General features: G+C 61.7%; 18 protein-coding genes. 9 read left to right on the top strand and 9 right to left on the bottom strand.

Annotated features, from left to right (window positions below; genetic code table 11):
• Positions 1-11 precede the first annotated feature (11 nt).
• Entirely contained in the window at positions 12-1,961 is a 1,950-nt protein-coding gene (locus AC0L26_RS19405; protein WP_352931263.1) for a PrkA family serine protein kinase, read from the bottom strand.
• Positions 1,962-2,239: 278 nt separating this feature from the next.
• A complete protein-coding gene (locus AC0L26_RS19400) occupies positions 2,240-2,677 on the bottom strand; it encodes a DUF2267 domain-containing protein (protein ID WP_473633999.1) in 438 nt (145 codons plus the stop codon).
• Positions 2,678-2,859: 182 nt separating this feature from the next.
• Between AC0L26_RS19400 and coxB the strand changes: the two genes are divergently transcribed.
• The 6 genes from coxB to AC0L26_RS19370 all read left to right on the top strand — a co-directional run bounded on the left by coxB (position 2,860) and on the right by AC0L26_RS19370 (position 9,819).
• Complete coding sequence (gene coxB, locus AC0L26_RS19395; RefSeq protein ID WP_352931259.1) at positions 2,860-3,837, top strand: cytochrome c oxidase subunit II; 978 nt, start codon at positions 2,860-2,862, stop codon at positions 3,835-3,837.
• Positions 3,834-6,344: a cytochrome c oxidase subunit I gene (ctaD, locus tag AC0L26_RS19390; RefSeq protein WP_473633998.1), complete on the top strand. Its 2,511-nt coding sequence runs from the start codon at positions 3,834-3,836 to the stop codon at positions 6,342-6,344. Before coxB ends, ctaD begins: the two co-directional genes overlap by 4 nt.
• A 7-nt stretch (positions 6,345-6,351) precedes the next feature.
• A complete protein-coding gene (locus AC0L26_RS19385; RefSeq protein ID WP_473633997.1) occupies positions 6,352-6,732 on the top strand; it encodes a hypothetical protein in 381 nt (126 codons plus the stop codon).
• Positions 6,729-7,352, top strand: coding sequence for a cytochrome c oxidase assembly protein (locus AC0L26_RS19380; protein ID WP_473633996.1), 624 nt, complete (start codon positions 6,729-6,731; stop codon positions 7,350-7,352). Before AC0L26_RS19385 ends, AC0L26_RS19380 begins: the two co-directional genes overlap by 4 nt.
• The gene (locus AC0L26_RS19375; protein WP_473633995.1) at positions 7,352-8,437 is read left to right on the top strand and encodes a c-type cytochrome; all 1,086 of its coding nucleotides are present in this window, start codon (positions 7,352-7,354) and stop codon (positions 8,435-8,437) included. Before AC0L26_RS19380 ends, AC0L26_RS19375 begins: the two co-directional genes overlap by 1 nt.
• Positions 8,438-8,532: 95 nt before the next feature.
• A complete protein-coding gene (locus AC0L26_RS19370; protein WP_473634122.1) occupies positions 8,533-9,819 on the top strand; it encodes a PQQ-dependent sugar dehydrogenase in 1,287 nt (428 codons plus the stop codon).
• A gap of 39 nt (positions 9,820-9,858) precedes the next feature.
• Here AC0L26_RS19370 and AC0L26_RS19365 read toward each other — a convergent pair whose 3' ends face one another.
• The 3 genes from AC0L26_RS19365 to AC0L26_RS19355 all read right to left on the bottom strand — a co-directional run bounded on the left by AC0L26_RS19365 (position 9,859) and on the right by AC0L26_RS19355 (position 14,135).
• Positions 9,859-10,998, bottom strand: coding sequence for a GNAT family N-acetyltransferase (locus tag AC0L26_RS19365; RefSeq protein ID WP_473633994.1), 1,140 nt, complete (start codon positions 10,996-10,998; stop codon positions 9,859-9,861).
• Positions 10,995-11,990, bottom strand: a complete 996-nt coding sequence (locus AC0L26_RS19360) for a sterol desaturase family protein (protein WP_473633993.1) — start codon at positions 11,988-11,990, stop codon at positions 10,995-10,997. Before AC0L26_RS19360 ends, AC0L26_RS19365 begins: the two co-directional genes overlap by 4 nt.
• A gap of 237 nt (positions 11,991-12,227) precedes the next feature.
• A complete protein-coding gene (locus AC0L26_RS19355; protein ID WP_473633992.1) occupies positions 12,228-14,135 on the bottom strand; it encodes a heparinase II/III family protein in 1,908 nt (635 codons plus the stop codon).
• Between the two features lie 116 nt (positions 14,136-14,251).
• Here AC0L26_RS19355 and AC0L26_RS19350 point away from each other — a divergent pair, with 116 nt between their 5' ends.
• Both AC0L26_RS19350 and asnB read left to right on the top strand, forming a co-directional pair.
• The gene (locus AC0L26_RS19350; protein WP_473633991.1) at positions 14,252-15,493 is read left to right on the top strand and encodes a glycoside hydrolase family 5 protein; all 1,242 of its coding nucleotides are present in this window, start codon (positions 14,252-14,254) and stop codon (positions 15,491-15,493) included.
• 241 nt (positions 15,494-15,734) lie between these two features.
• A complete protein-coding gene (asnB, locus tag AC0L26_RS19345) occupies positions 15,735-17,624 on the top strand; it encodes an asparagine synthase (glutamine-hydrolyzing) (protein WP_473633990.1) in 1,890 nt (629 codons plus the stop codon).
• A 96-nt stretch (positions 17,625-17,720) separates the two neighbouring features.
• Here asnB and AC0L26_RS19340 read toward each other — a convergent pair whose 3' ends face one another.
• Positions 17,721-18,839: a glycosyltransferase family 4 protein gene (locus AC0L26_RS19340; RefSeq protein ID WP_473633989.1), complete on the bottom strand. Its 1,119-nt coding sequence runs from the start codon at positions 18,837-18,839 to the stop codon at positions 17,721-17,723.
• 152 nt (positions 18,840-18,991) lie between these two features.
• Here AC0L26_RS19340 and AC0L26_RS19335 point away from each other — a divergent pair, with 152 nt between their 5' ends.
• Complete coding sequence (locus AC0L26_RS19335; RefSeq protein WP_473633988.1) at positions 18,992-20,431, top strand: lipopolysaccharide biosynthesis protein; 1,440 nt, start codon at positions 18,992-18,994, stop codon at positions 20,429-20,431.
• Between the two features lie 46 nt (positions 20,432-20,477).
• Here the strand turns inward: AC0L26_RS19335 and AC0L26_RS19330 are convergent, their stop codons facing one another.
• Genes AC0L26_RS19330 through wecB form a run of 3 tightly spaced genes read right to left on the bottom strand, consistent with a single transcriptional unit; the run spans position 20,478 to position 23,762 of the window.
• Complete coding sequence (locus tag AC0L26_RS19330; protein WP_473633987.1) at positions 20,478-21,281, bottom strand: WecB/TagA/CpsF family glycosyltransferase; 804 nt, start codon at positions 21,279-21,281, stop codon at positions 20,478-20,480.
• Positions 21,278-22,615 (bottom strand): UDP-N-acetyl-D-mannosamine dehydrogenase, encoded by a 1,338-nt coding sequence (wecC, locus tag AC0L26_RS19325; protein WP_473633986.1) that lies wholly within the window; start codon positions 22,613-22,615, stop codon positions 21,278-21,280. Before wecC ends, AC0L26_RS19330 begins: the two co-directional genes overlap by 4 nt.
• Positions 22,608-23,762 (bottom strand): non-hydrolyzing UDP-N-acetylglucosamine 2-epimerase, encoded by a 1,155-nt coding sequence (wecB, locus tag AC0L26_RS19320; protein WP_473633985.1) that lies wholly within the window; start codon positions 23,760-23,762, stop codon positions 22,608-22,610. Before wecB ends, wecC begins: the two co-directional genes overlap by 8 nt.
• Positions 23,763-23,786 lie beyond the last annotated feature (24 nt).

Here is a 23,786-nt window from a genome sequence, read left to right as displayed (position 1 = left end):
TCCCGGCCGGACTAACCCGCCTTGTTCACCCGCATGTACCAATCCACCAGCCGGCGGACCTGACGTTCGGTGTAACCGCGTCCAACCATCCGATGCACGAACTCGGTATGACGCTTCTCCGTCACGCTGTCCTGCTTGGAGCCGAAGCTGATCACCGGCAGCAAATCCTCGACCTGGCCGAACATCCGCTTCTCGATGACTTCGCGCAGCTTCTCGTAACTTGTCCATGACGGGTTGCGGCCATGGTTCCTCGCCCGGGCGCGCAACGTGAATTTCACGACCTCGTTGCGGAAGTCCTTGGGATTGGCGATACCGGCCGGCTTTTCGACTTGCGACAGCTCGTTGTCCAGCACCTCGCGATTGAGGATCTGGCCGGTATCGGGATCCTTGTAGTCCTGATCCTCGATCCAGGCATCGGCGTAGGCGATGTAGCGGTCGAACAGGTTCTGGCCGTATTCGCTGTAGGATTCCAGATAGGCCTTCTGGATCTCATGGCCGATGAACTCGGCGTAACGCGTGGCCAGTTCCGACTTTATGAAGTCGAGATAGGCGGCTTCCGTTTCCTTCGGGAACTGCTCACGCTTGATCGCCTCTTCCAGAATGTACATCAGATGCACAGGATCGGCGGCCACTTCATTGGTGTCGTAGTTGAAGGTCTGCGACAGGATCTTGAACGCAAAGCGCGTGCTGACGCCGGTCATGCCTTCGTCGACACCGGCGGCATCGCGGTATTCCTGAACCGACTTCGCCTTGGGATCTATGTCCTTGAGGTTCTCGCCGTCATAGACGCGCATCTTCGTGTAAAGCGGCGAATTGTCATGCTCGGCGAGCCGCGTCGAGACGGTGAACCGGCTGAGGATGTCCAGCACTTCCGGAGCACATGGACTAGAAGCCAATTCGCTTTCACGCAGCAGCTTTTCGTAGATCTGCCTTTCCTCGGTGACCCGCAGGCAGTACGGCACCTTGACCACCAGGATACGGTCGAGGAACGCCTCGTTGTTTTTGTTGTTCTTGAACTGCAGCCATTCCGATTCGTTGGAATGGGCTACGACGATGCCCTGATAAGGGAAAGATCCGAAGTTTTCCGTGCCGTTGTAGCTGCCCTCCTGGGTAGCGGTGAGTAACGGATGGAGGACCTTGATCGGCGCCTTGAACATCTCGACGAACTCAAGCAACCCTTGGGTGGTCCGGTTCAGGCCGCCGCTGTAGGAATAGGCGTCCGGATCGGACTGGCTGAAATTCTCGAGTTGTCTTATGTCGACCTTGCCGACCAGGGCCGAAACGTCCTGGTTGTTCTCGTCGCCCGGCTCGGTCTTCGCAATGCCGATCTGGCGCAGCCGCGACGGCATCAGCTTGACAACGCTGAACTTGGATATGTCGCCCGATAGTTCGTCGAGGCGCTTGGCCGCCCACGGCGAGATCAGGCCGTTCAGCCGGCGCCGAGCGATGCCGTATTTGTCCTCCAGCAAGTCGCCCATGCGATCGGGATGGAAAAGCCCGAGCGGCGATTCGAAAACCGGGCTGATCTGGCCGCCAACCTTCAGCGTGTAGATCGGACGCTCCTCCATCAGCTTTTTCAGCCGTTCGGCGAGCGAGGACTTGCCGCCACCGACCGGGCCGAGCAAATAGAGTATCTGTTTGCGTTCCTCGAGCCCTTGAGAGGCGTAGCGGAAATAGCCGGCAATGCGCTCGATCGTGTCCTCCATGCCATAGAACTCGGCGAAGGAGGGATACACTTTGATTGTTCTGTTTGCGAAAATGCGGCCGAGCCGCTCATCCTTGCTGGTGTCGATCAGGGTGGGTTCGCCAATCGCCTCGACCATCCGTTCGGGCGCCGAGGCGTACATCGATTTATCCTCGCGGCAGGCAAGGAGATATTGCTGGATGCTTATCTCCTCTTGCGCCGCGTTCGTATAAATCTCCGAAAACAGATCGAAGACGTCGGAGTGGTTCTCGCGCATGGTATCCTCGCCCCGGCCGGTCTGGTTGCTGTCGCCTCTTCACTCAACTGTCGGAAAGCCTTTGTGGTTCCCTACCTTCACGTAGTGCGTCTGAGGCCGGATGTTAGGGGTCCAGACAGATATCGTGAACGTCTGAAACACGGCCAGCGACTCGCTCGCACAATGAGACGTTTCCAAGGAATGGCCATTCTTCCACCAGCGCCTGCCGAGCGCAACAGCCCGCTGCGAACAAGCTGCGAACAAGTCGTTTCCGGAGCAATGAATCAGGCCGCTTGCTGCTAGACTCCGACACTCTCGGGCCAAAGCGCCTGGATCTGCTTCGGCAATGCGTCTCGCACTTTCGCCGACTGGCCGAGGTCGACATGCCTGGCGACAACTTTGAACACGGATCTCGCCGCATCCTCGGGATTCACGGGCCGACTGGATTTCATCTCCTCGGCGATGCGCTGCAGGAAATCCTCCAACGAACGGCTGTCGGCTGGCAGATCATGCGGCCGATACCGGTCATAATAGGCTCCGCGTATGAGAAGCGGCAGCCCTGCCCCCAGATTGGCAGCCAGCTCGATCTGCAGCCAATCCCGTAAGGTGCGTAAAACGGCTCCCAGCATATGCCAGGCAACGCGCCTGTCGGGCCCGTGATCGGCCATGATCTCGTCCAGCCAGATGTTTGTCGTCTGCAGGGTTTTATCAAAAACCTCCAAGCCGGTTGCGCTCATCGTCGCCTCCTTTGGCATGGGCAATCCCGCCATGACGGCCAAACGGGGATCGAGCGCAATTGTTTCGTCGCTCGTCGAAAAATTGCCGAAAGAGAGCAGCGGCGCGAATGCAGCTTTGGTTCGAAAGCTCAGTGCCCGGAACTTCCGCCCCTCTCGCCAGTTTATCCGCGGAGGGGTAGGAAATGGGTCCATACTTCAGCCTGACCGCTGCGTCATTATTGCTCGCGAGCGGCTTTGCCGGCGTGCCGTCGGCACTTGAGCCGGCGGGAGAGGAAGCGCAGCAGATAGCCGTGCTGTTCTGGGTAATGCTAAGCGGCGGCGCGGTCATCTGGCTGGGCGTGGTCGGCCTGCTTCTTCATTCAGCCCTATTCAATCGCCGCGTGCTGAACGAAAGGTCTGCCAGCAGGATCATCCTTTGGGGCGGCGTAATCTTCCCGTCGGTCACGCTTTGTGCCCTGCTCGCTTATGCACTGTGGCTGATGCCTGGCCTTCGGCCCTTCGCCCAGGCGAGTTCCGCCGGGCTGCGGATCGAAATAACCGGCAAGCAGTTCTGGTGGGAAATTGTCTATCACCCGTCTCAGGGACCGCCGGTCGCTTCCGCCAACGAGATCAGGCTGCCGGTCGGCGAGCGGGTCGAACTAACCTTGAAAAGCGCCGATGTGATCCATTCCTTCTGGATCCCCTCGCTCGGCGGCAAGATGGACATGATTCCTGGCCGCACCAACAGGCTTTCGCTTATGGCCACGAAACCCGGTGTCTTCCGGGGGCCCTGCGCGGAATATTGCGGCACGTCCCACGCGCTGATGGCATTCTCGGCTGTGGCGATGGAGCCCGACAAATTCCGGTCCTGGCTGGCGGCCCAGGCAATTCCCGCGGAACGGGCAGGCGCGGGCGGCGGCGCGCTGTTCCTGCGCCATGGCTGCGGGTCCTGCCATTTCGTCGCGGGCACCGATGCGCGTGGCACGATCGGCCCGGATCTCTCGCATCTCGGTTCCCGCGTCACCGTCGGAGCCGGCATCCTGCCCAATACCGAAGACGCCATCGCCCGCTTCATCGCCCGGCCCGAACGGATCAAACCAGGTTCCAGCATGCCGGCCTTCGACATGTTGCCGCCGGACGATATTCGCGCGATGGCCGTCTGGCTGAGAGGCCTGCAATGAGCGCTGCGGTCAACGAGCGTTCACGGCAAGAATACAAGGCGCAGGAGGAGCGGCTGCGCGCCGTGTGGGCCAATCCGACCGGCTGGCGCTACTGGGCCTCGGTGAACAACTTCCAGGTCGGCCTCTGGTACGGCTCGACGGCCTTCGCCTTCATGCTGTTCGCCGGCGTGCTCGCGCTGCTCATGCGCCTGCAGCTCGCCGTGCCCGACAACGACTTCCTGTCGGCCGACTTCTTCAACCAGGCTTTCACCCTGCACGGCACGGTGATGATGTTCCTGTTCGCGGTGCCGATCTTCGAGGCGGTCGCGATCTTCCTCCTGCCGCCCATGCTGGGTGCGCGCGAGATGCCGTTCCCACGCCTCGGGGCCTTCAGTTTTTGGAGCTTTTTCCTCGGCGGTATCTTCGTCTGCGGCTCGATCTTCTTCGGTGCGGCGCCGTCGTCAGGCTGGTTCATGTATCCGCCGCTCGCCACAGACAAGGAATTCTCCGGCATCGGCGCCGACATCTGGCTGCTCGGCCTTTCCTTCATCGAAGTCGCCTCGATCGCTGCCGCGGTCGAACTCATCGTCGGCATCATGAAATGCCGCGCGCCCGGCATGCGCGTCAACCTGATGCCGCTCTTCGCCTGGTACCTGCTGATCGTGGCGGGAATGATCCTGTTCGCCTTCCCGCCGCTGATCGCCGGCGACCTCCTGTTCGAGATGGAACGGATGTTCGATTGGCCGTTCTTCGATGCGGCGCGCGGCGGCGACCCGTTGCTCTGGCAGCATCTGTTCTGGATCTTCGGCCATCCGGAGGTCTACATCATCTTCCTGCCGGCGATCGCGCTGATGGCGATGATCGTGCCGACTTTTTCCCAGCGCCCGATCGTCGGCTATTCCTGGATCGTGCTCGCGGCAGTGGGGACGGGGTTCCTCTCCTTCGGCCTGTGGGTACATCACATGTTTGCGACTGGCCTGCCGCAGATCTCGCTGGCTTTCTTCTCGGCTGCCTCAGAGGCGGTGGCGATACCGACGGGTGTGCAGATCTTCGTCTTCATCGCCACCATGCTGGCCGGCCGGGTGATTTTCTCGACCCCGATGCTGTTCGGTGCCGGAGGGCTCGCCATCTTCGTCATTGGCGGGCTGACGGGCGTCATGGTGGCGCTCGCGCCCTTCGACTGGCAGGCGCACGACACCTACTTCGTCGTCGCGCACCTGCATTATGTGCTGATCGGCGGCATGCTTTTTCCGGTCCTAGCCGGCCTTTATTACTATTACCCGCTGATAGACGCGAAGAAACTCTCCGACCGGCTGGGGCGACTCGCCTTCTGGCTGATGTTCTGCGGCTTCAACATCGCCTTCTTCCCCATGCATCTGAGCGGCCTGCGTGGCATGCCCCGACGCGTCTTCACCTATCCGGCGGAAATCGGCTGGGATTGGCTAAACATGATCTCGACGGCCGGAGCCTTCGTTTTCGCCGCGGGCGTGCTGGTGGTTGTCTTCGACACGCTCCGGCCGAAACACCGGCAGCCGCGCGGCGAGCTCAACCCATGGAACGCCGGTACGCTGGAGTGGATTTCCGAGCCGGAGGAGAACTGGGGCGTCCGCTCGATACCGATCGTGCGCAGCCGCTACCCGCTCTGGGACCAGAAGGACCTTGTGCGCAAGGTCAACGAAGGCCGCTATTACCTGCCCGACGCGGAAGAGGGATGGCGCGAGGGATTGGTGACCTCTGTGCTCGACGCCGAACCCATCCAGGTGCTGCGGGTCGGCGGCACCTCCTATGTCACCATCGTCTCAGCCCTTTCGCTCGGGGCTACTTTCATCGCGCTGACCTTTCACTGGTGGATCGCCACGGCGCTGTCCGCGATCATCTGCTTTTGCGCCGTTATCTATTGGCTCTGGACGGGAACCGGCGAAATCCCCGAGAAGCCGACAAAGGATGTCGGCCTCGACCTCAGCCTGCCGCTTTATGCCTCCGGCCCCGATTCGGTCGGCTGGTGGGCAATGTTCATCACCATGGTCGGCGACGGCACAGCCTTCGCCAGCCTGGTCTTCGGCTATTTCTTCTACTGGACGATCCATGCCGACTTCACCGCAGGGATTTCCGGGCCTGACCCAGTCTGGTCGCTGGCGGCTGCCATCCTGTTCGCCGCAGCATGGGGCCTGATGATGGCTGCCCGCAGGTTCAACAGGCGAGGCGCCACGACCGCCATGCGGGGCCTGCTGGTGCTGTCCCTGTTAACGACCGTTGGCGCGTCCGTCGCAGGCCTGGCCGGACCGTGGGCCATGGACCCGACGAGCCACGTCTATCCCGCCATCGTGTGGATTCTCGTGCTCTGGGTGCTCGCCCATGCTGCGGTCGGCACGGTCATGCAGGCCTATTGCCTGGCACGTTCGCTGGCGGGCCGGCTGATGCAGAAGCATGATATGGACCTAAGCAACGTGGTGCTCTACTGGCATTTCCTGCTGATCGCCGCCGTCATCACCTTCAGCATCATCGGCCTCTTTCCGGCGGCGATGTGAGGCGGCGATGCGGCTCATCCCCAAACAGATCGAGACACTCTGGACGCTGTTCACCGCACCCGTGGTCTGGGCTGCGCATTTCCTCGTTTGCTACATAGGTGCGGCGGTCTATTGCGCAAAACCCGAGCTGGTCGGACTGGGTTTCAGTGCCGTGCGCGCTGGAATCGCCGCCGCCACTATGATCGCCCTCTCACTGATAGCGCTGTCCGCATGGCTCGCCTGGCGGCAATGGGGCTTCGGCGCCGACGATCCGCCCCATGACGATCCGACGAGACGAGACCGGACCCTGTTTCAGGGCTTTGCGACGTTGCTGCTCTCGGGTCTCAGCTTCATCGCCGTGATCTTCACCGCGATGCCCGCGCTGTTCCTGACGGAGTGTATCCGGTGAGACGAGCCTGCCTCGTCCTGGGCGTCTTCGTCCTCGCCCTGGTCTGGCTCGGACCGCTGCTCGATACCTGGCGGGATTCGTTCTCGGCGCACATGCTGGCGCATATGGGAGTGGTGGCGATTGCTGCGCCGCTGATTGCGATCGGGCTCCCGCTCAGCCAAACACCAGATGCAAGCCGGGCGTTCGCCCTCGCCCTCCCCGCCTCCCTCGTCGAACTCATCGTCGTCTGGTCCTGGCACGCGCCCGCCTTGCGGGCTCTGGCGCAAAGCTCGCTGTTGGCCACCGCCATCGAGCAGGCCACGTTTCTCGCCGCTGGGCTGTTCTTGTGGCTGGCCTGCCTGCCGCGCCGCGGCTCGGATGCCACAGGCAATGCCGCCGGAGCCTTCGCCCTGCTTCTCACCTCAATCCATATGACCTTGCTTGGCGCGTTGCTGGCGCTGACCCCAAGGCCGCTATTCGGCACAGGCGAGGTAAGCTGCTTCGGCGTGGCGCTTTCCGCGCAGCAGGATCAGGAGCTTGGCGGCGTCATCATGCTTCTGATTGGTGCAGCGGTCTATCTGGCCGGCGGCTTGACGCTTTTCGCACGCATGCTCGCCACTCCGTCACGGGAGACAGGCTGATGCATATCAGCTGGAAGAAGCTCGCCATAGCGCTTGCCATTCTGCCCTTCGTCGTGGTGCTGGCGGCCTGGATCGGCTTTTTCAATGTCGGTGCCTCAAGCGGCCACTGGAAGATTACCGAATGGTTTCTTCATTTCGCCATGCAATCGGCTGTGCGCACCTATGCGCTTGCCGTCGACGTCCCGGACTCTCTACCGCGCCATGCGATCCAGCCGGCCGCCGGGCATTTCGCGCGCGGCTGCGCCATCTGTCACGGTGCGCCGGGCGAGCCGAGATCTCCTGTCGTCGCGAGAATGCTGCCGCAACCGCCCGACCTTGCCGGAACCGTCGGCGAATGGACCGACGCGCAGCTTTTCCGCATCGTCAAGCACGGCGTGCGTTTCACCGGCATGCCGGCCTGGCCGACGCAGGAACGCGACGACGAGGTCTGGGCGATGGTTGCCTTCCTGCGCGAACTGCCGTCGATGGACGAACCCACCTATCGTGACCTCGCCTATGGAGGAAGTCTAGAACCTCCCGAAGGCGTTGCCGCGGCCCTGCCGCAGGCGCTCGCGGACTGCGTCCGCTGCCACGGTGGGGACGGCCGCGGGCGCGGTCCCGCGATACCCGTTCTCGCCGGTCAGAGCGAGGCTTATCTCCTTGAAAGCCTGCGCGCCTACGCCGAGGGAAGCCGGGCAAGCGGGATGATGAGCCTGCCCGCCATTGAGGCGGGGCCTCAGTTCTGGCCGGACCTGGCCAGGCATTTCGCTGCCCTGCCGATGACGCACCCCGGCGGCGGCGGCGATCCCGCGCTTGTCCGGCGCGGTAGGGAAATCGCCGAGAGGGGCATGAGGGACACCGGCGTGCCCGCCTGTCTCGGCTGTCATGGAAGACAGGACCGCAGCCCGGTCTATCCCTCCATCGCTGGCCAGCCTGAGCGCTACATCGGGGCGCAGCTCGAGCTGTTCAGGGCGGGAAAGCGAGGTGGAACACGCTTCGGCCATCTCATGGCCAATGCCGCGAAGCGGCTGACGGATGACGACATCCGCGCGCTTGCCGCCTATTTCTCCCTATTGGCCGCTCCGGCCGCAACCGGAACGCGATAAGCGCGTTTGCGTTCTTTCGATGTTGCGAGGTTCTGGTGAAAAAGTTGCTTACCGCCCTTCTCGTGCTGATCGTTCTTTTCGTCGTAGCCGGCGGAGTGGTCTTCTTCCTGTCCCGCGAAGAGGCGACAGTTCCGGTCGCGGAAGGCTACGGCCCCAACCCGACCCTGCCGGAACCCAATCCGACGTGGTTGCCGACCGTCCATGTCGCCAAGGCCAATCCCTGGCCGCAGGGCACGAAGCCGACAGCGGCCCAGGGATTTGCAGTCAACGAGTTCGCTGGCGGGCTCGACCATCCGCGCTGGCTATACGTGCTGCCGAACGGCGACGTGCTGGTGGCGGAGAGCGCAGCGCCGCCCAAGCCGGACGAGGGCTTCAGCATACGCCGCTTCTTCATAGATTTCTTCCAAAGCCAGGCCGGCGCGGAAACGCCGAGCGCCAATCGCATCTCCTTGCTGCGCGATCAGGATGGCGACGGGGTGGCGGAAACCAAAACCGCCTTTCTCACCGGGCTGTTCTCGCCATTCGGCATGACCCTGCTCAACGGCAAGCTCTACGTCGCCAACGCCGACGCCGTTGTAGCCTTCCCCTACCAGGAGGGCGCGACCGAGATCACCGCGCCGGCGGAGAAGATCGTCGATCTGCCCGCCGGGAGGAACCACCACTGGACTAAGGACGTGACCGCCTCGCAGGACGGGACGAAGCTCTATGCGACGGTCGGATCCAATTCCAATGTCGCAGAGAACGGCTTGGAGGAAGAGGAGAACCGTGCCGCCGTGCTGGAGATCGATCTCGCCTCGAAACAGACGCGTCTCTTCGCCTCCGGGCTGCGCAATCCCAACGGCCTGTCCTGGAATCCGGAAAACGGCGAGCTCTGGGTCGTCGTCAACGAGCGCGACGAGATCGGCAGCGACCTGGTGCCGGACTACATGACTTCGGTGAAGGATGGCGGCTTCTACGGCTGGCCCTACAGCTATTACGGCCAGCATGTCGACGATCGCGTCGAGCCGCAGCGGCCCGACCTCGTCGCCAAGGCGATCAAGCCGGAGTATGCGCTCGGCGCGCATACGGCTTCGTTGGGACTGACCTTCAACACGGGCGACCTGTTCGGTCCTGAATACAGGAATGGCGCCTTCGTCGGCCAGCATGGTTCGTGGAATCGCAAGCCGCGCAGCGGCTACAAGGTGATTTTCGTGCCGTTTACCGGCGGCAAGCCTTCCGGCCCGCCTCAGGACATCCTGACCGGCTTCCTGAGCCAGGACGACAAGGCTCTTGGCCGCCCTGTGGGAGTGGCGGTGGACCGGCGTGGCGCCTTGCTCGTGGCGGATGATGTCGGCAACAAGGTCTGGCGGGTCGTTCCCTCCCAGACACAATCGGCGCTTTGAGCGGTTCGTGCTGCCTGTGACCTGACGAGCCTGGCGCAATCAAGCCGCATCTTGTGATGGTGCCAGTTTGCGCTGGCGTGCGTGCCTGATCCTTTCACGGATACCATCAGCAACGGAAGCGAGCGTGCCTTGCGCCGTGCGCGTCCCAAGAACGGATTGCAGGATAACACCCTGCGTTGCGAACTTGTGCTTGAACGACTCTGCGCCACAGAGGAAATCGACCGTACCCAGCCCGTGATCGATCGACCACTTTATGTAGTCCATCATCAGGACCATGCCCGGCGACGCTTGGCTGAAATCCGGATCGAAAGTGGTCACGAACGCCATCATGGTGTGGTGCTGGACGAAGTTGATCGAGACTGCGACCATCACGCCATCGCATTCAAGTACGAAAATGTGCAGCAAGCCGGCGCGCGCCAGCGCGTCGACGAGTGCGGCGAGTACCGGCGCTCCCTCTTCGAAAAGTTGGGATTCACGCTTGTGCTGCACCAGCCATCTGCGCTTCAGGGCAGCGAGCCGCTCCAGTACCGGCTGCAGTGGCTCGTCGCGCGCAAGCAGGCGAAATTTGATTTTTCCGGCTTCTTCTAACGTCTTGATGCCCCGCCGATAGTTCTGCCGCGCCTTTTTCGACTGCTCTGCGAACCACGCGGCTCCGCTCTCCCACTGTCCGGCGACGCGATAACTGACTTCCTCTCTGTGGTTGGGGCGAAGCTTGATGCCGCGTGAGACCTCCGGAGTGAAAATCTTGCGTGCCGCCGCACCCGGCAAGAGACGATTGAGAAAGGCAAGATCGAAGCCGCCGGCGTCACAGATCCGCGCCCATACGTCCTGCAGGGCAGATAATGAGCATTCCGGAGCAACCAGAATATCCCCGTAATCGGTATAGCTGTTGGCAGCCCATTCAAGAAACCGCAGGCCTTTGCGCCTGCCGATCGCCAGGGGAACGACAGCAACGAGCCTGTCGCCGTTCCAGACCAGGCCGATCCGCAGCGCGCGTTGGTCACGGTCCGCTACGGTATTCCACCATGCCGAAACCCAGGCATGGCTCTGAAAGATCAGCGCATCGGTGCGATGCCAAAGATCCATCCAATCGGCTTCGATCGTAGCCAGGCGCTCCGCCGAACGGACAACTTCCAGGCGCTCTGCGCTCGAAGCGTCAATCGAAACAATGGTGTTCATGAAGGGGAACGATCCTGTGGCTGTGCAATGACATCGGGACGCCTCTGGAACAGTCCGGCGACATGTCCCCCCATCTTCTTGAGCGGCAGGATGTAAAGCCCAAAGAGCGATTGATAATCGCGCACATCGCGATCGATCAGGCCAAACTTAAGGTCTTCATTCGGCTCCGGGACAAACTGCGTTCCGAAAAGGCGATCCCAGAACGAAAAAAGCAGGCCAAAATTCTTGTCGTAGTGGCGAGGGTCGATGCTGTGGTGCACCTGGTGCCAGTGCGGACACAAGATGATGTTGTTCAACGGCCCGAAGGAAATCTTGAAGTGGGTATGGCGAACAAAGTCCATCATCAGGATGTTGCGGATGACATAGACGTTGATGCCGAAGATGGCGATCTCCACCGGATCGAGCGCGATCAGGCTCCAGATGCCGAAGCAGATTCCCGGGATAACGCCATCCCAGATGCGGTTCATCAGATCGTCCAGCGGGTGAACCCGATCCTTGGTTATTCCCACCATCACCTCGGCCGAATGGTGCACTTTGTGCAATTCCCACAGGAACGGGAAATGGTGCTGGGCGACATGGTAGAGGTAGTATGAAATGTCGTAGGCGATCAGCATGGTTGCGGTGAAGATGACGATCGTCACCGGCCCGGCCGGGCCGCCGATGAGCGGGGCATGGATGTCGAACAGCCAACCGACTGCCTGGTGTGTCCCATAGCCCACGGCAGCAACGAAGGTGACGCCGGCCGGAATGAGCAGGAAAGGCATCATCAGCCGTTTCGTGACCCAAAATAGGACATCCGCTCGCGCCGACGGGTGCAGGATGACTTCCGCCGGGAAGGCGAAATCGAAAAAGTCTCTGAGGGATTTATGCTCGACAGTTCGCCAGTAAGCGATCACCGCGCTGCCCAGCGCCGTGAGAAAAAGCAGGCCGAGCGTCAGCAGATTGACGTTCGAGAGTTTTTCCACAATCACTCTGGCGACTTCAGAAAACATCGGTGCAGTGGCTCCTGGGCCGTGAAATGGCGATCCGGCGAACTGCGAAGCAAAAAGCTTGCCAAATCCACTGCGCGTTGCCTGCAACCAGGCGGCTATTGCGGCTGGAACGAGCAAAGCATGCCGGATTTGCGCCAGACTAGCAGGTCAACCGTAACAAAACGCTAAATGTCCCAACGTAATTATCTCGAATACGGCCGGAACACCGGATAGGCCGCTCCGCTGCGACGCCGATGCCTACCTTTGCGACGGGGGGATTGCCGCGAGGTGGATCTTAACTCCGTCTTCGCCCACTTCGCCACGCCAGGCGATACGTTCGGCTGGCTGCCTGACGCCAAAACGCGGTGAGACCCAGCCGCCCTGCCCCGGTGCGTCGCCGCCGCCGCGGATGTCGATCGCAGCGTCCGGAAAGCGGATGGCCATCAGCGGTTCATCGCTCCGCAGCACCATGACCATGTCTCCGTCCCGGCGGGCATCGAGGCCGGCGGCGAGTTGGAAGACGATCTCGGCCACGCGCCTGCCGCCGAGCAGTTGGTCGATCACGAGAATCCCGTCGCCGTGCTGCGTCACGGTGCGCTGGTGGACGACACCGAAGCGGCTTCTATACCCGTCGTGCCGCGCGCGCAGCTTCCAATGGGTCCCCGGCTCGCTGTCCATCAATGTCGCAACTGCCTTGTGCGACCAGTTGAACTCCCCAGCGATGATGCTTTGGCTCTTGCCATCGATATTCAGCGTGTTATGCGCCGGCGTCGAGCGGAACCAGCCACGCCAGACGCCCCCCGAACCGTAGAGCCAGGTGCCGGGATCGACCAGCACCGGCTCGCCATCGATGCACAAGGTGAGCGACAGCGCGTCGGCATGGCCGTGAGCCGCAATCGAGAGATAGCCGAGCGGGCCGTGGTCGAATGTCAGATCGATGCTGCGGCCGTTCATCTCACCGCGCCAGACGGAGAGCCCGCCTTGCGTGAACGTCTTGATCCCAAGCGACACCGGCGCCGGTTCCGGCGGCGTGCCAAACAAAAGCCCACGAAAATCGTCTGGCTCCGCCGCGTTGCCCGGCATCCGCAGAAAGCCGTGGATGGCGGCGGCGACGGATCGGACATAGCCCCGCTCGCCCCCGAGCGTCAGCACGCGACCTTCGTCGTTGTCGCCAAAGCCGGCGGCCGGCGGGAGCCAGGCGACGAAGTCGGCAAAGGCGGCCAGGCGCGCTTCGACGGGCGAAGGAAACGGCGCCCCCGCCTGGCGTGCCGCAGCGGCGCAGAGCAGGATGAGTTCGGCCGTGAAGGCGGCGTATGTCGGGGTCTGCTCGGCACCGGCGCCATCGGCGAGAATCTGCTTGTGCGTCTCGGCCAGGAGAGCGCCACGTGCAGCGTCGGCCCTGATCCCCAGCGCCAGACCGATCAGGTACTCGCCAGCCAGTTCTGCGACGAGATGGTTGTTGGCAGAGGAAAACCGGGAGGGAAACCGCGGCAGCCAATAGGCACTTGCCGCCAGTATTTCACCCACTTGCTGCCGTGTCGCCGCGCCCAGTCGGTCGCCGACGAGGTCCATGGTGACGATCAAGCTGATGGCCCGCAGCGCGACTTCGATGCCGGAAGCCCAGCCGACTCCCCGAAAAGGCGGGTTGGTTGAATGCCAGCTGTCGATCGCCGCCTCGATGGCTATCCGGGACTGGTCGTCGCCGGCCAGAAGCAGGTGGGCGGCAAGCGGCGGCAACTGCTGCAGCCGGTTGATCTCCCAAACGTATTTTATATCGCCGCGGTCGCCGCCATGGCGAAAATCGATATCGAAAGTGTGGGCCTCTGGGCCTGGCCAAAGCCTGCGGGTCACCGGATCAAGGCGCCAAAGCTCGGGAGGAAACAGCCGATCGCAGTCGCGCTGTGGCCATGTCCGTCCAAGTGCGGAAAACTGGCCGCCAAGCGTGTTTTGCGCCGCCGACGCTATGGCTTGCCGTTGTGCCGGCGTCGCAGCCAGCGCAGCATCGCGCCACCCAGGCAGCACCGCGTGCAATCGGGGCGAAGCATAACGCTGCCAGCCGTCGTCGCGGCGGCGCGAAGCGATCCTTCGACGCTGCTCGCCCAGCCGGTGCAACACCTCGGCCGGCTCCATGCTGCGCAACCGGTTGATATACCAGCCGACTCTCATACCCGCTCCGCCAAGGTTTCGTTGCTTATATACCATGCTGTCGAAAAGCCGCGCGACGGCAATCCTCCTTTTCCGATCCTGCGGTTAATATCTCCGACCAGGATGCGGAGGTGACGATGCTAAGGATTGCGTTTGTTGCAGCGTGGGTGCTTGGCATGGCGATTGCAGCCAATGCTGCGCCGATCCCGCTCCAGCGCGGCGTTGGCGTGCATGGATGGCTCAACTGGTCGCCGATAGAGGATGATGGATCCTACCGTTGGCCGCCCTACCGCACCGAGAAGGAATGGCGCGCCGGAGATAGGCCGCTCACCAACTGGGGTGATGGCGATGCGTTCGCAAGCATTCGATCGATGGGCTTCGACTTCGTCCGGTTGAGTGTCGACCCCGGCCCTCTGCTTGCCAGCGAGGGCGCCAAACGGCAACAAGCGCTGGACCTGCTTGCCGCGGCGGTCGAGCGGTTCACGTCGGCCGGCCTCAAGGTGGTTTTCGACCTGCACGGCGTCACCCAGGTTCCGGCCTACAGCATGGAGATGATCTATGACGGTGCCGATAGCAAAGGAGTTGCCAGCTACCGCGAAATGGTCGTGTCGGTCGTCACCATGCTCGTCAAGATTGGCACCGACAAGGTAGCGCTCGAGCCCTACAACGAGCCAGCCTACTACCCCTGCGATTCGAGCGGGAGCGACGACTGGCAGCGGATCATGGCGGACACGGTCCGCGATATCCGCGCAGTCAGCAGCGAGCTCACCATCGTCGCAACGGGCGCTTGCGGCGGCAGCATTGCCGGACTGGTCAATCTCACCCCGGACTTTGACGATCCGAACCTCTACTACAGCTTCCACATGTACGAGCCGCACAGTTTCACGCATCAGCGGCCCGACGGTGAAAACACCTTTGCCTCGGGCCTTCCGTGGCCGGCCGACAGCAGTACGCCCGAAGTGGTGACCGAAACCCTCAAGGCGCAGATGGACGCCGCGGGCCGGAGCCAGGTCGAGCAAGTGATGAACATGGTCGTGGCGCGTCAAGCAATCGCCCGATATTTCGAGCAGAATTGGGGTCCGAGCCAACTCGAGGCGAGCTTCCGTCAGGCGGTCGACTGGGCCGGGGCCCATGGCATTCCAAGCCGACGGCTTTTCATGGGCGAATTCGGCGCCATCCTCATGTCTGCGGACGGCCGCATGGGCGCGTTCGACGCTGACCGCCTGCGCTATCTCAAGGCGGTGCGCCAGCAGGCGGAACGCTTTGCGATCCCATGGTCCGTCTGGGAATTCTCCAATCCCTACGGAATGAGCGTCATCCGGCAGGAAGGGCCTGCGGTCCCAGACTCGGAGATGCTGCGGGCACTGGGCCTGCCATAGCTGCCATTGCCCCCTTCACGAATGGATCAGTCAGGCGGCAACGCCAATCCTCTCACCGCCACACTGGACCGGATCGGACTGCCTTCGTCTCCCGCCGCAACCGTCGGTCGCACTTCATTCGGGATCGAGCCAGTCAAGCTCGACTCTGAACCATTCTTCGCGGATTTGGACCGCCGGCAATCAAGTGTTTAACACATTCGTCGTAAATGGCGTCGCGACTACGCGGCCAAGGGAAGAGACAATGTGTGGAATTGCCGGCTGGATCGGGCCGAAAGTGAAGAATCCACAAGATCGGGCCGCAAGAATGTCCAACACATTGCGGCATCGTGGCCCCGATGCCGAAGGCACCGAGTTCTTGGACTTGAACACTGGCGAGAACCAGTTGGCATTGGTGCATCGCCGCCTGGCGATTATTGACTTGAACCCCGAATCTAATCAGCCGATGCATGTCGACGACGGCCGTCTCCGAATTATTTTCAACGGCGAGATATACAACTATGTCGAGTTGCGGCAGGAACTGATCGGTCTCGGCCATCATTTTCGAACACGCTCCGATACGGAGGTGCTGCTCAGGGCTTATGATCAGTGGCACCTATCCATGTTCGACCGATTGAGCGGCATGTTCGCGTTTGCGCTCTGGGATGCCGAGAAGCACGAATTGATCCTCGGCCGGGATCCCTTCGGCAAAAAGCCCCTTTACCTCATGCAAAGCGGAAAGTTGCTGTCGTTTGCGTCAGAGATCAACGCGTTGTTGTCATCGCAGTCGAATGCGCAGCAGCTCGATTTGGAGGCAGTGCACGAGTATCTGCACTGGCGTTACGTGCCCGGGCCGCGCACGCTTTTCAAACAAATCCGCAAACTCAACCCCGGAAGCTATGCCGTCTGGTCGCAAGGCACGGTGACGGAAACGCGCTATTATACGCCTCCAGATCAAACGGATCTGACCGAGGATATCGACGGCGAAACCGCCAAGCGACGATTTCTGCAACTGCTCGACCATTCCGTCGAGATCAGAATGCGCAGCGATGCGCCCTTTGGCGCCTTTCTCTCCGGAGGGCTCGACTCCTCGGCAATCGTCGCCCTGATGACCAGGCACAGCGACAGGCCCGTTCGTACATTTTCGGTCGGTTTCAGGGAATCGGCTTACAGTGAACTCCCATTCGCCCGAAGCGTCGCCGATCATTTCAAGACCGATCATAGTGAGTTGGTGATCGAAGCAGACGACCTGATTGACCATCTGCCCAAGTTGATCCGCCACCTGGGGGCGCCAGTTTCACAAAGTTCCGACATTCCAATTTACCTGATGTCGGAGCGAGCCTCGCAGGACGTCAAGATGGTGCTCACAGGCGAAGGGGCGGACGAGATTCTCGGCGGGTATCCCAAACACCGTGCGGAGTCGCTGGCTGGAATCTACCGGTCCCTTGTTCCAGCCTTCCTCCACAACAATCTCCTCGCCCCTTTGATACGCGCCATGCCTGGTGCAACGGCCAAGTTCGATACATTTGCCCGAAGCGCGGGTGAAAGGGACTTTGCCACCCGAATGATCTCCTGGTTCGGTGCCATGACGGCGCGGGAACACGGTCGCCTTATCGGTGCGCCGGCCAACTGCCGCAATAGACGTAACGACTTCCCGTTCTCGTCGAGCGCGACGGCGTCCCATCTTCGCCGCGTGCTGTTTTTCGATCAGGCATCGTGGTTGCCCGACAATCTGTTGGAACGGGGCGACCGGATGATGATGGCCGGTTCAATCGAAGGAAGAATGCCGTTCCTCGATCGCGATCTGGTTGCGTTCGTCAGCACATTGCCTGATCGCTACAAGGTGGGCCGGCGGCAGGGCAAGGTGATCTTGCGCAACAGTATGGCCAACATACTTCCCGAGAAAATTCTCAACCGCCGCAAAATCGGGTTCAAGGTGCCAGTCGCCGAATGGTTTCGCGGGTCGATGAGGAGTTACGTGCACGACCATCTTTGCTCCTCTCGTTCCGTCATTCGCAGCTATTTGAGCGCGAAATACCTAGATCGAATTGTCTCGGAGCACACCAGCGGTGCCGCAGACCACGAAAAACTGATTTGGGCGCTGCTGAATTTAGAGATATTCCACCGCGAATTCGAGCTTGGAGCGCCGCAGTGACGCCAATGGGATCGCTGCCGCTGCCCGTAAGGCTTACCCGCCGCGCTCAAGCGACGGCGCGCACAGATCAGCGTCGCATTATTGCACGGGACAGCGTCAGCGCTTGACCGGTTGAGCCTTTGACGCGACCGATCTCCAGACGTCGCAGATCGCGCCGACAAACGGGGCAAGCTCAAGCCGCTCGCGATGCACCGCCATTGCGGCAGCACCAAGCCTGGCCCTCAATGCCGGATTCTCGACCACCCGTGTCAGCGCCTCGGTCAACGCCGCAACATCGCCGGGCGGCACCAGCAACCCGGATTGCTCGTTGGTGATGATATCCTCCACGGCGCCGACAGGTGTCGTTACGACCGCGAGACCTGCGGCCATGCCTTCGATGACAGAGACGGGCAGGTTTTCGGCAAACGAGGGCAGCACCAGAATGTCTGCCGAAGCGATCAGCGACGCAACCTCGTCGGGCCCGACCCAGCCTGGAAAGGTAACGCGCTCGGCAAGGTCCAGTTCGGCCGTTCTGACCCGTGCCGCCTCGACTTCGCCATCGCCGGCGATCGTGGTGCGCCAGCCCTCGATGGGTTTCATGCGGTGCAGCGCATCGATCAATTGCGGTACGCCCTTGCGGTCGCCGATGCGACCAAGGAACAGGATATGCACATTCTCGCCGCCTCCGACATGCGCCAGGGAGGGAACCGCCGTTGCATTGGGGACGATGACGATATTGCCGGCCGCCCCCGGCGCCCGGCTGGCGACGAAGTCGCGCCAAAGCCCGCCCAGGACGATCACCCGACCGGCACGCTCGAACAGAGCTTCGATGCGGCGGCTCAGGAAACCATGATCGTCTTTCCAGAATGTCTCATACTGCGCCCCGTGCAAATGCAGGACATAGGGTATCGACAGAAGCCGCGCGCAGGCGGCGATCACCATCTTGCGGTAGGTGCTGCCGGAGACCGATAAATTGATGTGGACGACATCGACGCGCTTCGCCAAACGCGCCGCAAGCATCTGCAAGCAAAAGCCCAACATGTAGAAGATCGAAAGCCCGACATGCCCCGGGCCACGGCTGGCAAGGAAGCGTACATCGATGTCGGCGGTATTTTGCCGTTCGAACTCCTGCTTCAGCGCCCCCATGATGCGGTCGATGCCTCCCTGCCCCGAAACGCCCGACGGCGTCGCGACAAGGACATGCACTTTTCGATTGTGAACGAGACGCTGCAGCATGACTCGATTTCGGAACGACAAAGCAAAGGTTTCAGATGAGGTGTACGACGAATACGTTAGTTCAAACTGAATCTGTTCACCCTTTACCGTCATCGCGCTGGATTTTCCGCCGGTCGACGGTTAATCGAAGGTGAATTTCCGGGGAAAACCCTTTGCTGCTCCGCTCCACGCTCATCTATGCCCCGGCGATCCTGCTGACGCGGATCTCCGCGCTGCTCCTGCTGGTCATTGTGACTCGGCTGATCGACCAGACCGAGTACGGCCTGCTGACCCTGGTGGTGACGGTCGGCGAAATGACCGACGTCGCCGTCACCAACTGGCTGCGCATCGCTCTGCTCAGGCTTGGCGGCAAAGGCGACATCAGTCGCGGCAGCCTGATGCTGGCCGGACGGGTGTTGCTTGCCAGCACGGCGCTGGCGCTGATCGTATCCGTGGCCGCGTCGGCCGTGATCGTGCCGGAGCGCTGGGTCGAGTTCGCGATCGCGGTCTGCAGCTACCTGATCGCCGGTTCCGTCGGCCGCTTCGCGTTGACGGTGCTGCAGATGCAGCAGCGTCATTCGGTCTACTCGATGCTCGAGTTCCTGCGCGCCGTGCTGCAACTCGCGCTGCCGATCGGCGCCGTCGTCCTGTTTCGAGATTCCTTTCTGACGGTATCGCTCGGCTCGAGCCTTGGCGTGCTGATCGCCGGTATCGTGGCGGGCATCATGGCATCCCGACGTGTCGTTGCCGGTCCGCCACGCTTCACCCAGAAGGAGTTCTTCGTCCTCGGCGTGCCCCTGGTCATCATGGCGCTCGTAGGTTTCGGCCTGCACAGCGCGGAGCGTTTATTCCTCAAGATCTACTACGATGCCGGCGCAGTGGCGATTTTTGCCGCGGCCTATGCACTGGCCCGTCAACCGATCGATATGGTCGCCAATTCCATCAACATGGGCGCTTTTCCCGAGGTGGTCAGCCGGTTCGATGAAGACGGGCCTGCAGCATCGGGCCGGCTGCTGTCGCAATTGATGGCCTTGATGATCCGCCTTTGCCTGCCGGTTGCAGCCATGCTGGTCGCACTCAGCAGCGATATCACGCAGCTCCTGCTGCCATCGGAATATCACGGCCGCTTCGGCCTGCTCTTTCCGATCATCGCCTTCAGCGTGCTGTGTGCCAACCTCGCCAGTTTCGTCTATGGCACCGTGGTGCACGCGCACAAGCGGCCGTGGCTGCTGATCATAGCCAATTCCTTCGGCTCGGTGGCGACAATCGCACTGTCCGTGCTGTTGATCCCTTCGATGGCGGAGGTCGGTGCTGCTTTGGCGCTGGCGGGCGGATCGCTGGTCGGCCTTGTAGCCTGTATCATCATCAGCGAACGGCTCACGCCGGTGCCGGTGCCATGGCGCGACATCGGCGTTTCGATCGTCATCTCGGTCAGCACCGGGCTGGCCGCCAGCCTTGCCAGCGCTCTATTCGGCGACATGCCGGCCATCGTCTCGCTAGTCGCAGGCGGCGCCGCCGGCGCAGCGGTTTTCTTCGGGCTGACCTGGCTGTTTTATCCCGCCGCCGCGATGCAATTCGCAGCTAAATTATGGGCGCGGCTACGGCCCGCATAGACCGGCGACGGCATTTTGAATTTGCCGGAGCCGCAGTCATGCCTCCCTATAGGCCGGCCTTTCGGCGTCCCCGACTGTCCCAGAACTCCCGGTACAGCAGCGCTGCGTAGGCAGTGTTGGTATCGTAGTAGCGGCGCCACAAGCGTCGCGGCTCCTGGGCTACGCGAAACAACCACTCCAGACCGGCCGCTTGAACCAGCTTCGGCGCCCGGGCAACCTTGCCGCCATAGACGTCGAAACTGCCGCCCACGCCCATGACGAAACTTGGAGTGAGTTCATCACGATAGCGCTTGAGAAAGCGCTCCTTGCGCGGCGTCGGCATCGCCACCAACAGGCAGTCGGCGCCCGAGGCGTTGATAGCCTCGACGATTGTGGCCTCGTCTTCCGGCTTGAAATAGCCATTGCGCATGCCGGCGAGCACCAGGCTCGGGTGATCCTTGGCAAGCCGCCTTTTCACCGCGTCGAGAACGTGCTGTTCGGCCCCCAGCAGGAAGGGTCTGAAGCCGCGCTTCGCGCAGAGGCTCAACAGATTGACCATGATGTCGACGCCGGCTACCCGCTCCGGCAGCGCCACACCGCAAAGACGCGCACCCCAAAGCACACCCTTGCCGTCGACGTTGATCACATCCGCCGTCGCAACATCCTCCCGCAGCTCGGTATTGTTGCGCATGCTGACAAGCTTGGCGACGTTCACGACCACGTGATGCAGCGGCCGCCGCAGGGTCATCGCCTCATCGGCGATGGCCAGCGTCTCGGCCATGGTCAGCGCATGGATCGGCGCGCCGAGAAACTCCCGGCGACGCGACGCCAACAGGCGATGCTGCGCCCATCCTGGGTCGTGCGCGTTCATGCAGCCTCCTCTGCACCTGCGGGAAGTGCCAGACGTTCGATCGCCGACTTCTTGCCTTCGATGCGGGCGTCGGGCTTGCGTGCCTTGCGCCAGGTCCACAAACCTCTTGTGTCGATGAGCTTCTTGTCCTTGAGCGCTTCGGGATCCACCAGATTGAACTGCCGATGGTCGACCAGCAGGACGACGATGTCGCATTGGTCGATGGCGGAAAGTGCATCGGTGAAGACGATGCCTTTGCCCTCGAGCTCATGCGGCAGCCTATGCGTGTTGGGCTCAGCCGCGATGATCTTCAGGTTGGGAATATCTGACAGAAGCTTCACCACCTCGACAGCCGGGCTCTCGCGCATATCGTCGATATTGGCTTTGAAGCTGAGGCCAAGACAGGCGATGGTCTGCTTGCGGGACGGGTCCAGCAGGGCTTCGATATCCCTGACCACCGACAAGGGCCGCTCGGAATTGATCCGGCGTGCCGAAGCCATCAGCCGCGTGCTGTTAGGCGCGGCGTCGATGATGAAATACGGATCGACCGCAATGCAGTGGCCGCCGACGCCCGGGCTCGGCTGGAGGATGTTCACGCGGGGATGCCGGTTGGCGAGATCGATCACCTCCCAGACGTTGAGCGATAGATCCTGGCACACTGCCGCAAGCTCGTTGGCAAAGGCGATATTGACGTCGCGGAACGCATTCTCGGTCAGCTTCACCAGTTCGGCACTTTCGGCCTGGGTCATGAACAGGTCGCCGGCAACGAAGGTTGAATAGAGTGCCGCGGTCCGTTCCGAGGACTTGCGCGACAGCCCGCCGATCGAGCGATCGTTGTTGATCAGTTCGGTCAGGACCTTTCCCGGCAACACGCGCTCGGGCGAATAGGCGACCAGGACATCGGCCTCCTCGCCATGCAGGAGGGGAAATTTGAGATCGGGCCGCAAGTCGGCAAGCAGTGCCGTCATGACGCGCGTCGTGCCGACCGGCGACGTCGATTCCAGCACCACGAGATCTCCCCGCTTCAGCACGGAGGCGATGCTTCGTGCCGCCGCGAGCACATAGCTCACATCAGGCTTATGGTCATGAGTCATCGGGGTCGGCACGGCGATGATAAACGCATCCGCCGGCTGCGGCGTGCCGAAAGCCCTGAGCTTGCCGTTGGCCACAACCTTCTGGATCAAACCATCGAGGTCCGGCTCGACGATGTGGATTTCGCCGCGATTGACCTTCTCGACCACCGCTTCGTTGACGTCGACGCCAATGACATCAAGCCCGCGGCTAGCGAAAATGGCACAGGTCGGCAGGCCGATATAGCCCATGCCGATTACGGAGACGGTCTTGATCTCAGCCATGATGCAGCAGTTCCTCAACAATCCGGTTACTGGCCCGGCCATCGCCATATGGGTTATGTCGTTCCGCCATGCCGCGATAGGCGGCCTGATCGTCGAGCAGGCGATTGGCGTTGGACAGGATTTTTTCGACATCGGTGCCGACGAGACGGGCGGTACCGGCCACGATGCCCTCCGGCCGCTCGGTGTTTTCGCGCATCACCAGCACCGGTTTGCCGAGCGAAGGCGCTTCTTCCTGCACGCCGCCGCTGTCCGTAAGCACCAGATAGCTGTGCTTCTGCAGGTACAGAAACGGCAGATAGTCCTGCGGCTCGACCAGATAGATGTTCGGCACCCCTTCCAGCTCCGCGTTGACCACCGAGCGCACATTTGGATTTGGATGGACGGGATAGACGATCTGCACGTCTCCGCGTGCCGCCAATCCCTTCAACGCCGTGCAGATTCGCTGGATGCCGCCGTCGAAATTCTCGCGCCGATGACCGGTGACGAGGATCATTTTCTTGGCGGGGTCTAGGAAGGGGAAATGGGCGGCGAGCTTCGCGTTCATCAGCCTGTCGGCGTCGATCGCGCTTGAAAAATGCAACAGCGTGTCGATCACCGTGTTGCCGGTCACGAAGATGGTGTTTTCAGCTTTTCCTTCGGCGACGAGGTTGTCGCGCGCCTGGATTGTCGGTGCAAAGTGCCAAGTGGCAATGTCGCCAGCAATCTTGCGGTTCAGTTCCTCCGGAAAGGGAGAGTTGATATCGTGGCTGCGCAATCCTGCCTCGATATGGGCGACCGGAATGCGCTTGTAGAAGGCAGCCAAAGCCGCAGTCATCGCCGTGGTCGTATCGCCTTGCACGAGGACGATATCGGGCTTCGCCTTCTCCAGCACGTCGGCCATGCCCAGCAGGACACGCGAGGTCACGTCGAACAATGTCTGGCCGGGTTGCATGATGTTGAGATCGTGATGCACCGGCAGGCCGGTCAGTTCGATGACTTGGTCGACCATCTCGCGATGCTGGCCGGTGATGCATGTCTCGGTGATAAAACCTGGATGGGCGAGCGCGGCACGTACCACCGGAAAGCATTTGAGCGCCTCCGGCCTCGTGCCGAACACGATCAGCAGTTTTTGCCTGGACGGCAGTTTTGGATGTGAAAGGACGTTCATTGCCGATCCTGGTCGCCGGAGGGC

The organism is Mesorhizobium sp. WSM4823 (assembly GCF_055811195.1).
Note: the sequence above shows the minus strand (reverse complement) of the source record. Positions and strands in the feature narration are given on the sequence as shown.

What these genes read in the sequence shown, in the direction of transcription:
- AC0L26_RS19405 (WP_352931263.1), bottom strand. Translation starts at nt 1,961, where the DNA reads ATGCGCGAGAACCACTCCGACGTCTTCGATCTGTTTTCGGAGATTTAT.
- AC0L26_RS19400 (WP_473633999.1), bottom strand. Translation starts at nt 2,677, where the DNA reads ATGAGCGCAACCGGCTTGGAGGTTTTTGATAAAACCCTGCAGACGACA.
- coxB (WP_352931259.1), top strand. Translation starts at nt 2,860, where the DNA reads ATGGGTCCATACTTCAGCCTGACCGCTGCGTCATTATTGCTCGCGAGC.
- ctaD (WP_473633998.1), top strand. Translation starts at nt 3,834, where the DNA reads ATGAGCGCTGCGGTCAACGAGCGTTCACGGCAAGAATACAAGGCGCAG.
- AC0L26_RS19385 (WP_473633997.1), top strand. Translation starts at nt 6,352, where the DNA reads ATGCGGCTCATCCCCAAACAGATCGAGACACTCTGGACGCTGTTCACC.
- AC0L26_RS19375 (WP_473633995.1), top strand. Translation starts at nt 7,352, where the DNA reads ATGCATATCAGCTGGAAGAAGCTCGCCATAGCGCTTGCCATTCTGCCC.
- AC0L26_RS19365 (WP_473633994.1), bottom strand. Translation starts at nt 10,998, where the DNA reads ATGAACACCATTGTTTCGATTGACGCTTCGAGCGCAGAGCGCCTGGAA.
- AC0L26_RS19360 (WP_473633993.1), bottom strand. Translation starts at nt 11,990, where the DNA reads ATGTTTTCTGAAGTCGCCAGAGTGATTGTGGAAAAACTCTCGAACGTC.
- AC0L26_RS19355 (WP_473633992.1), bottom strand. Translation starts at nt 14,135, where the DNA reads ATGAGAGTCGGCTGGTATATCAACCGGTTGCGCAGCATGGAGCCGGCC.
- AC0L26_RS19350 (WP_473633991.1), top strand. Translation starts at nt 14,252, where the DNA reads ATGCTAAGGATTGCGTTTGTTGCAGCGTGGGTGCTTGGCATGGCGATT.
- asnB (WP_473633990.1), top strand. Translation starts at nt 15,735, where the DNA reads ATGTGTGGAATTGCCGGCTGGATCGGGCCGAAAGTGAAGAATCCACAA.
- AC0L26_RS19340 (WP_473633989.1), bottom strand. Translation starts at nt 18,839, where the DNA reads ATGCTGCAGCGTCTCGTTCACAATCGAAAAGTGCATGTCCTTGTCGCG.
- AC0L26_RS19330 (WP_473633987.1), bottom strand. Translation starts at nt 21,281, where the DNA reads ATGAACGCGCACGACCCAGGATGGGCGCAGCATCGCCTGTTGGCGTCG.
- wecC (WP_473633986.1), bottom strand. Translation starts at nt 22,615, where the DNA reads ATGGCTGAGATCAAGACCGTCTCCGTAATCGGCATGGGCTATATCGGC.
- wecB (WP_473633985.1), bottom strand. Translation starts at nt 23,762, where the DNA reads ATGAACGTCCTTTCACATCCAAAACTGCCGTCCAGGCAAAAACTGCTG.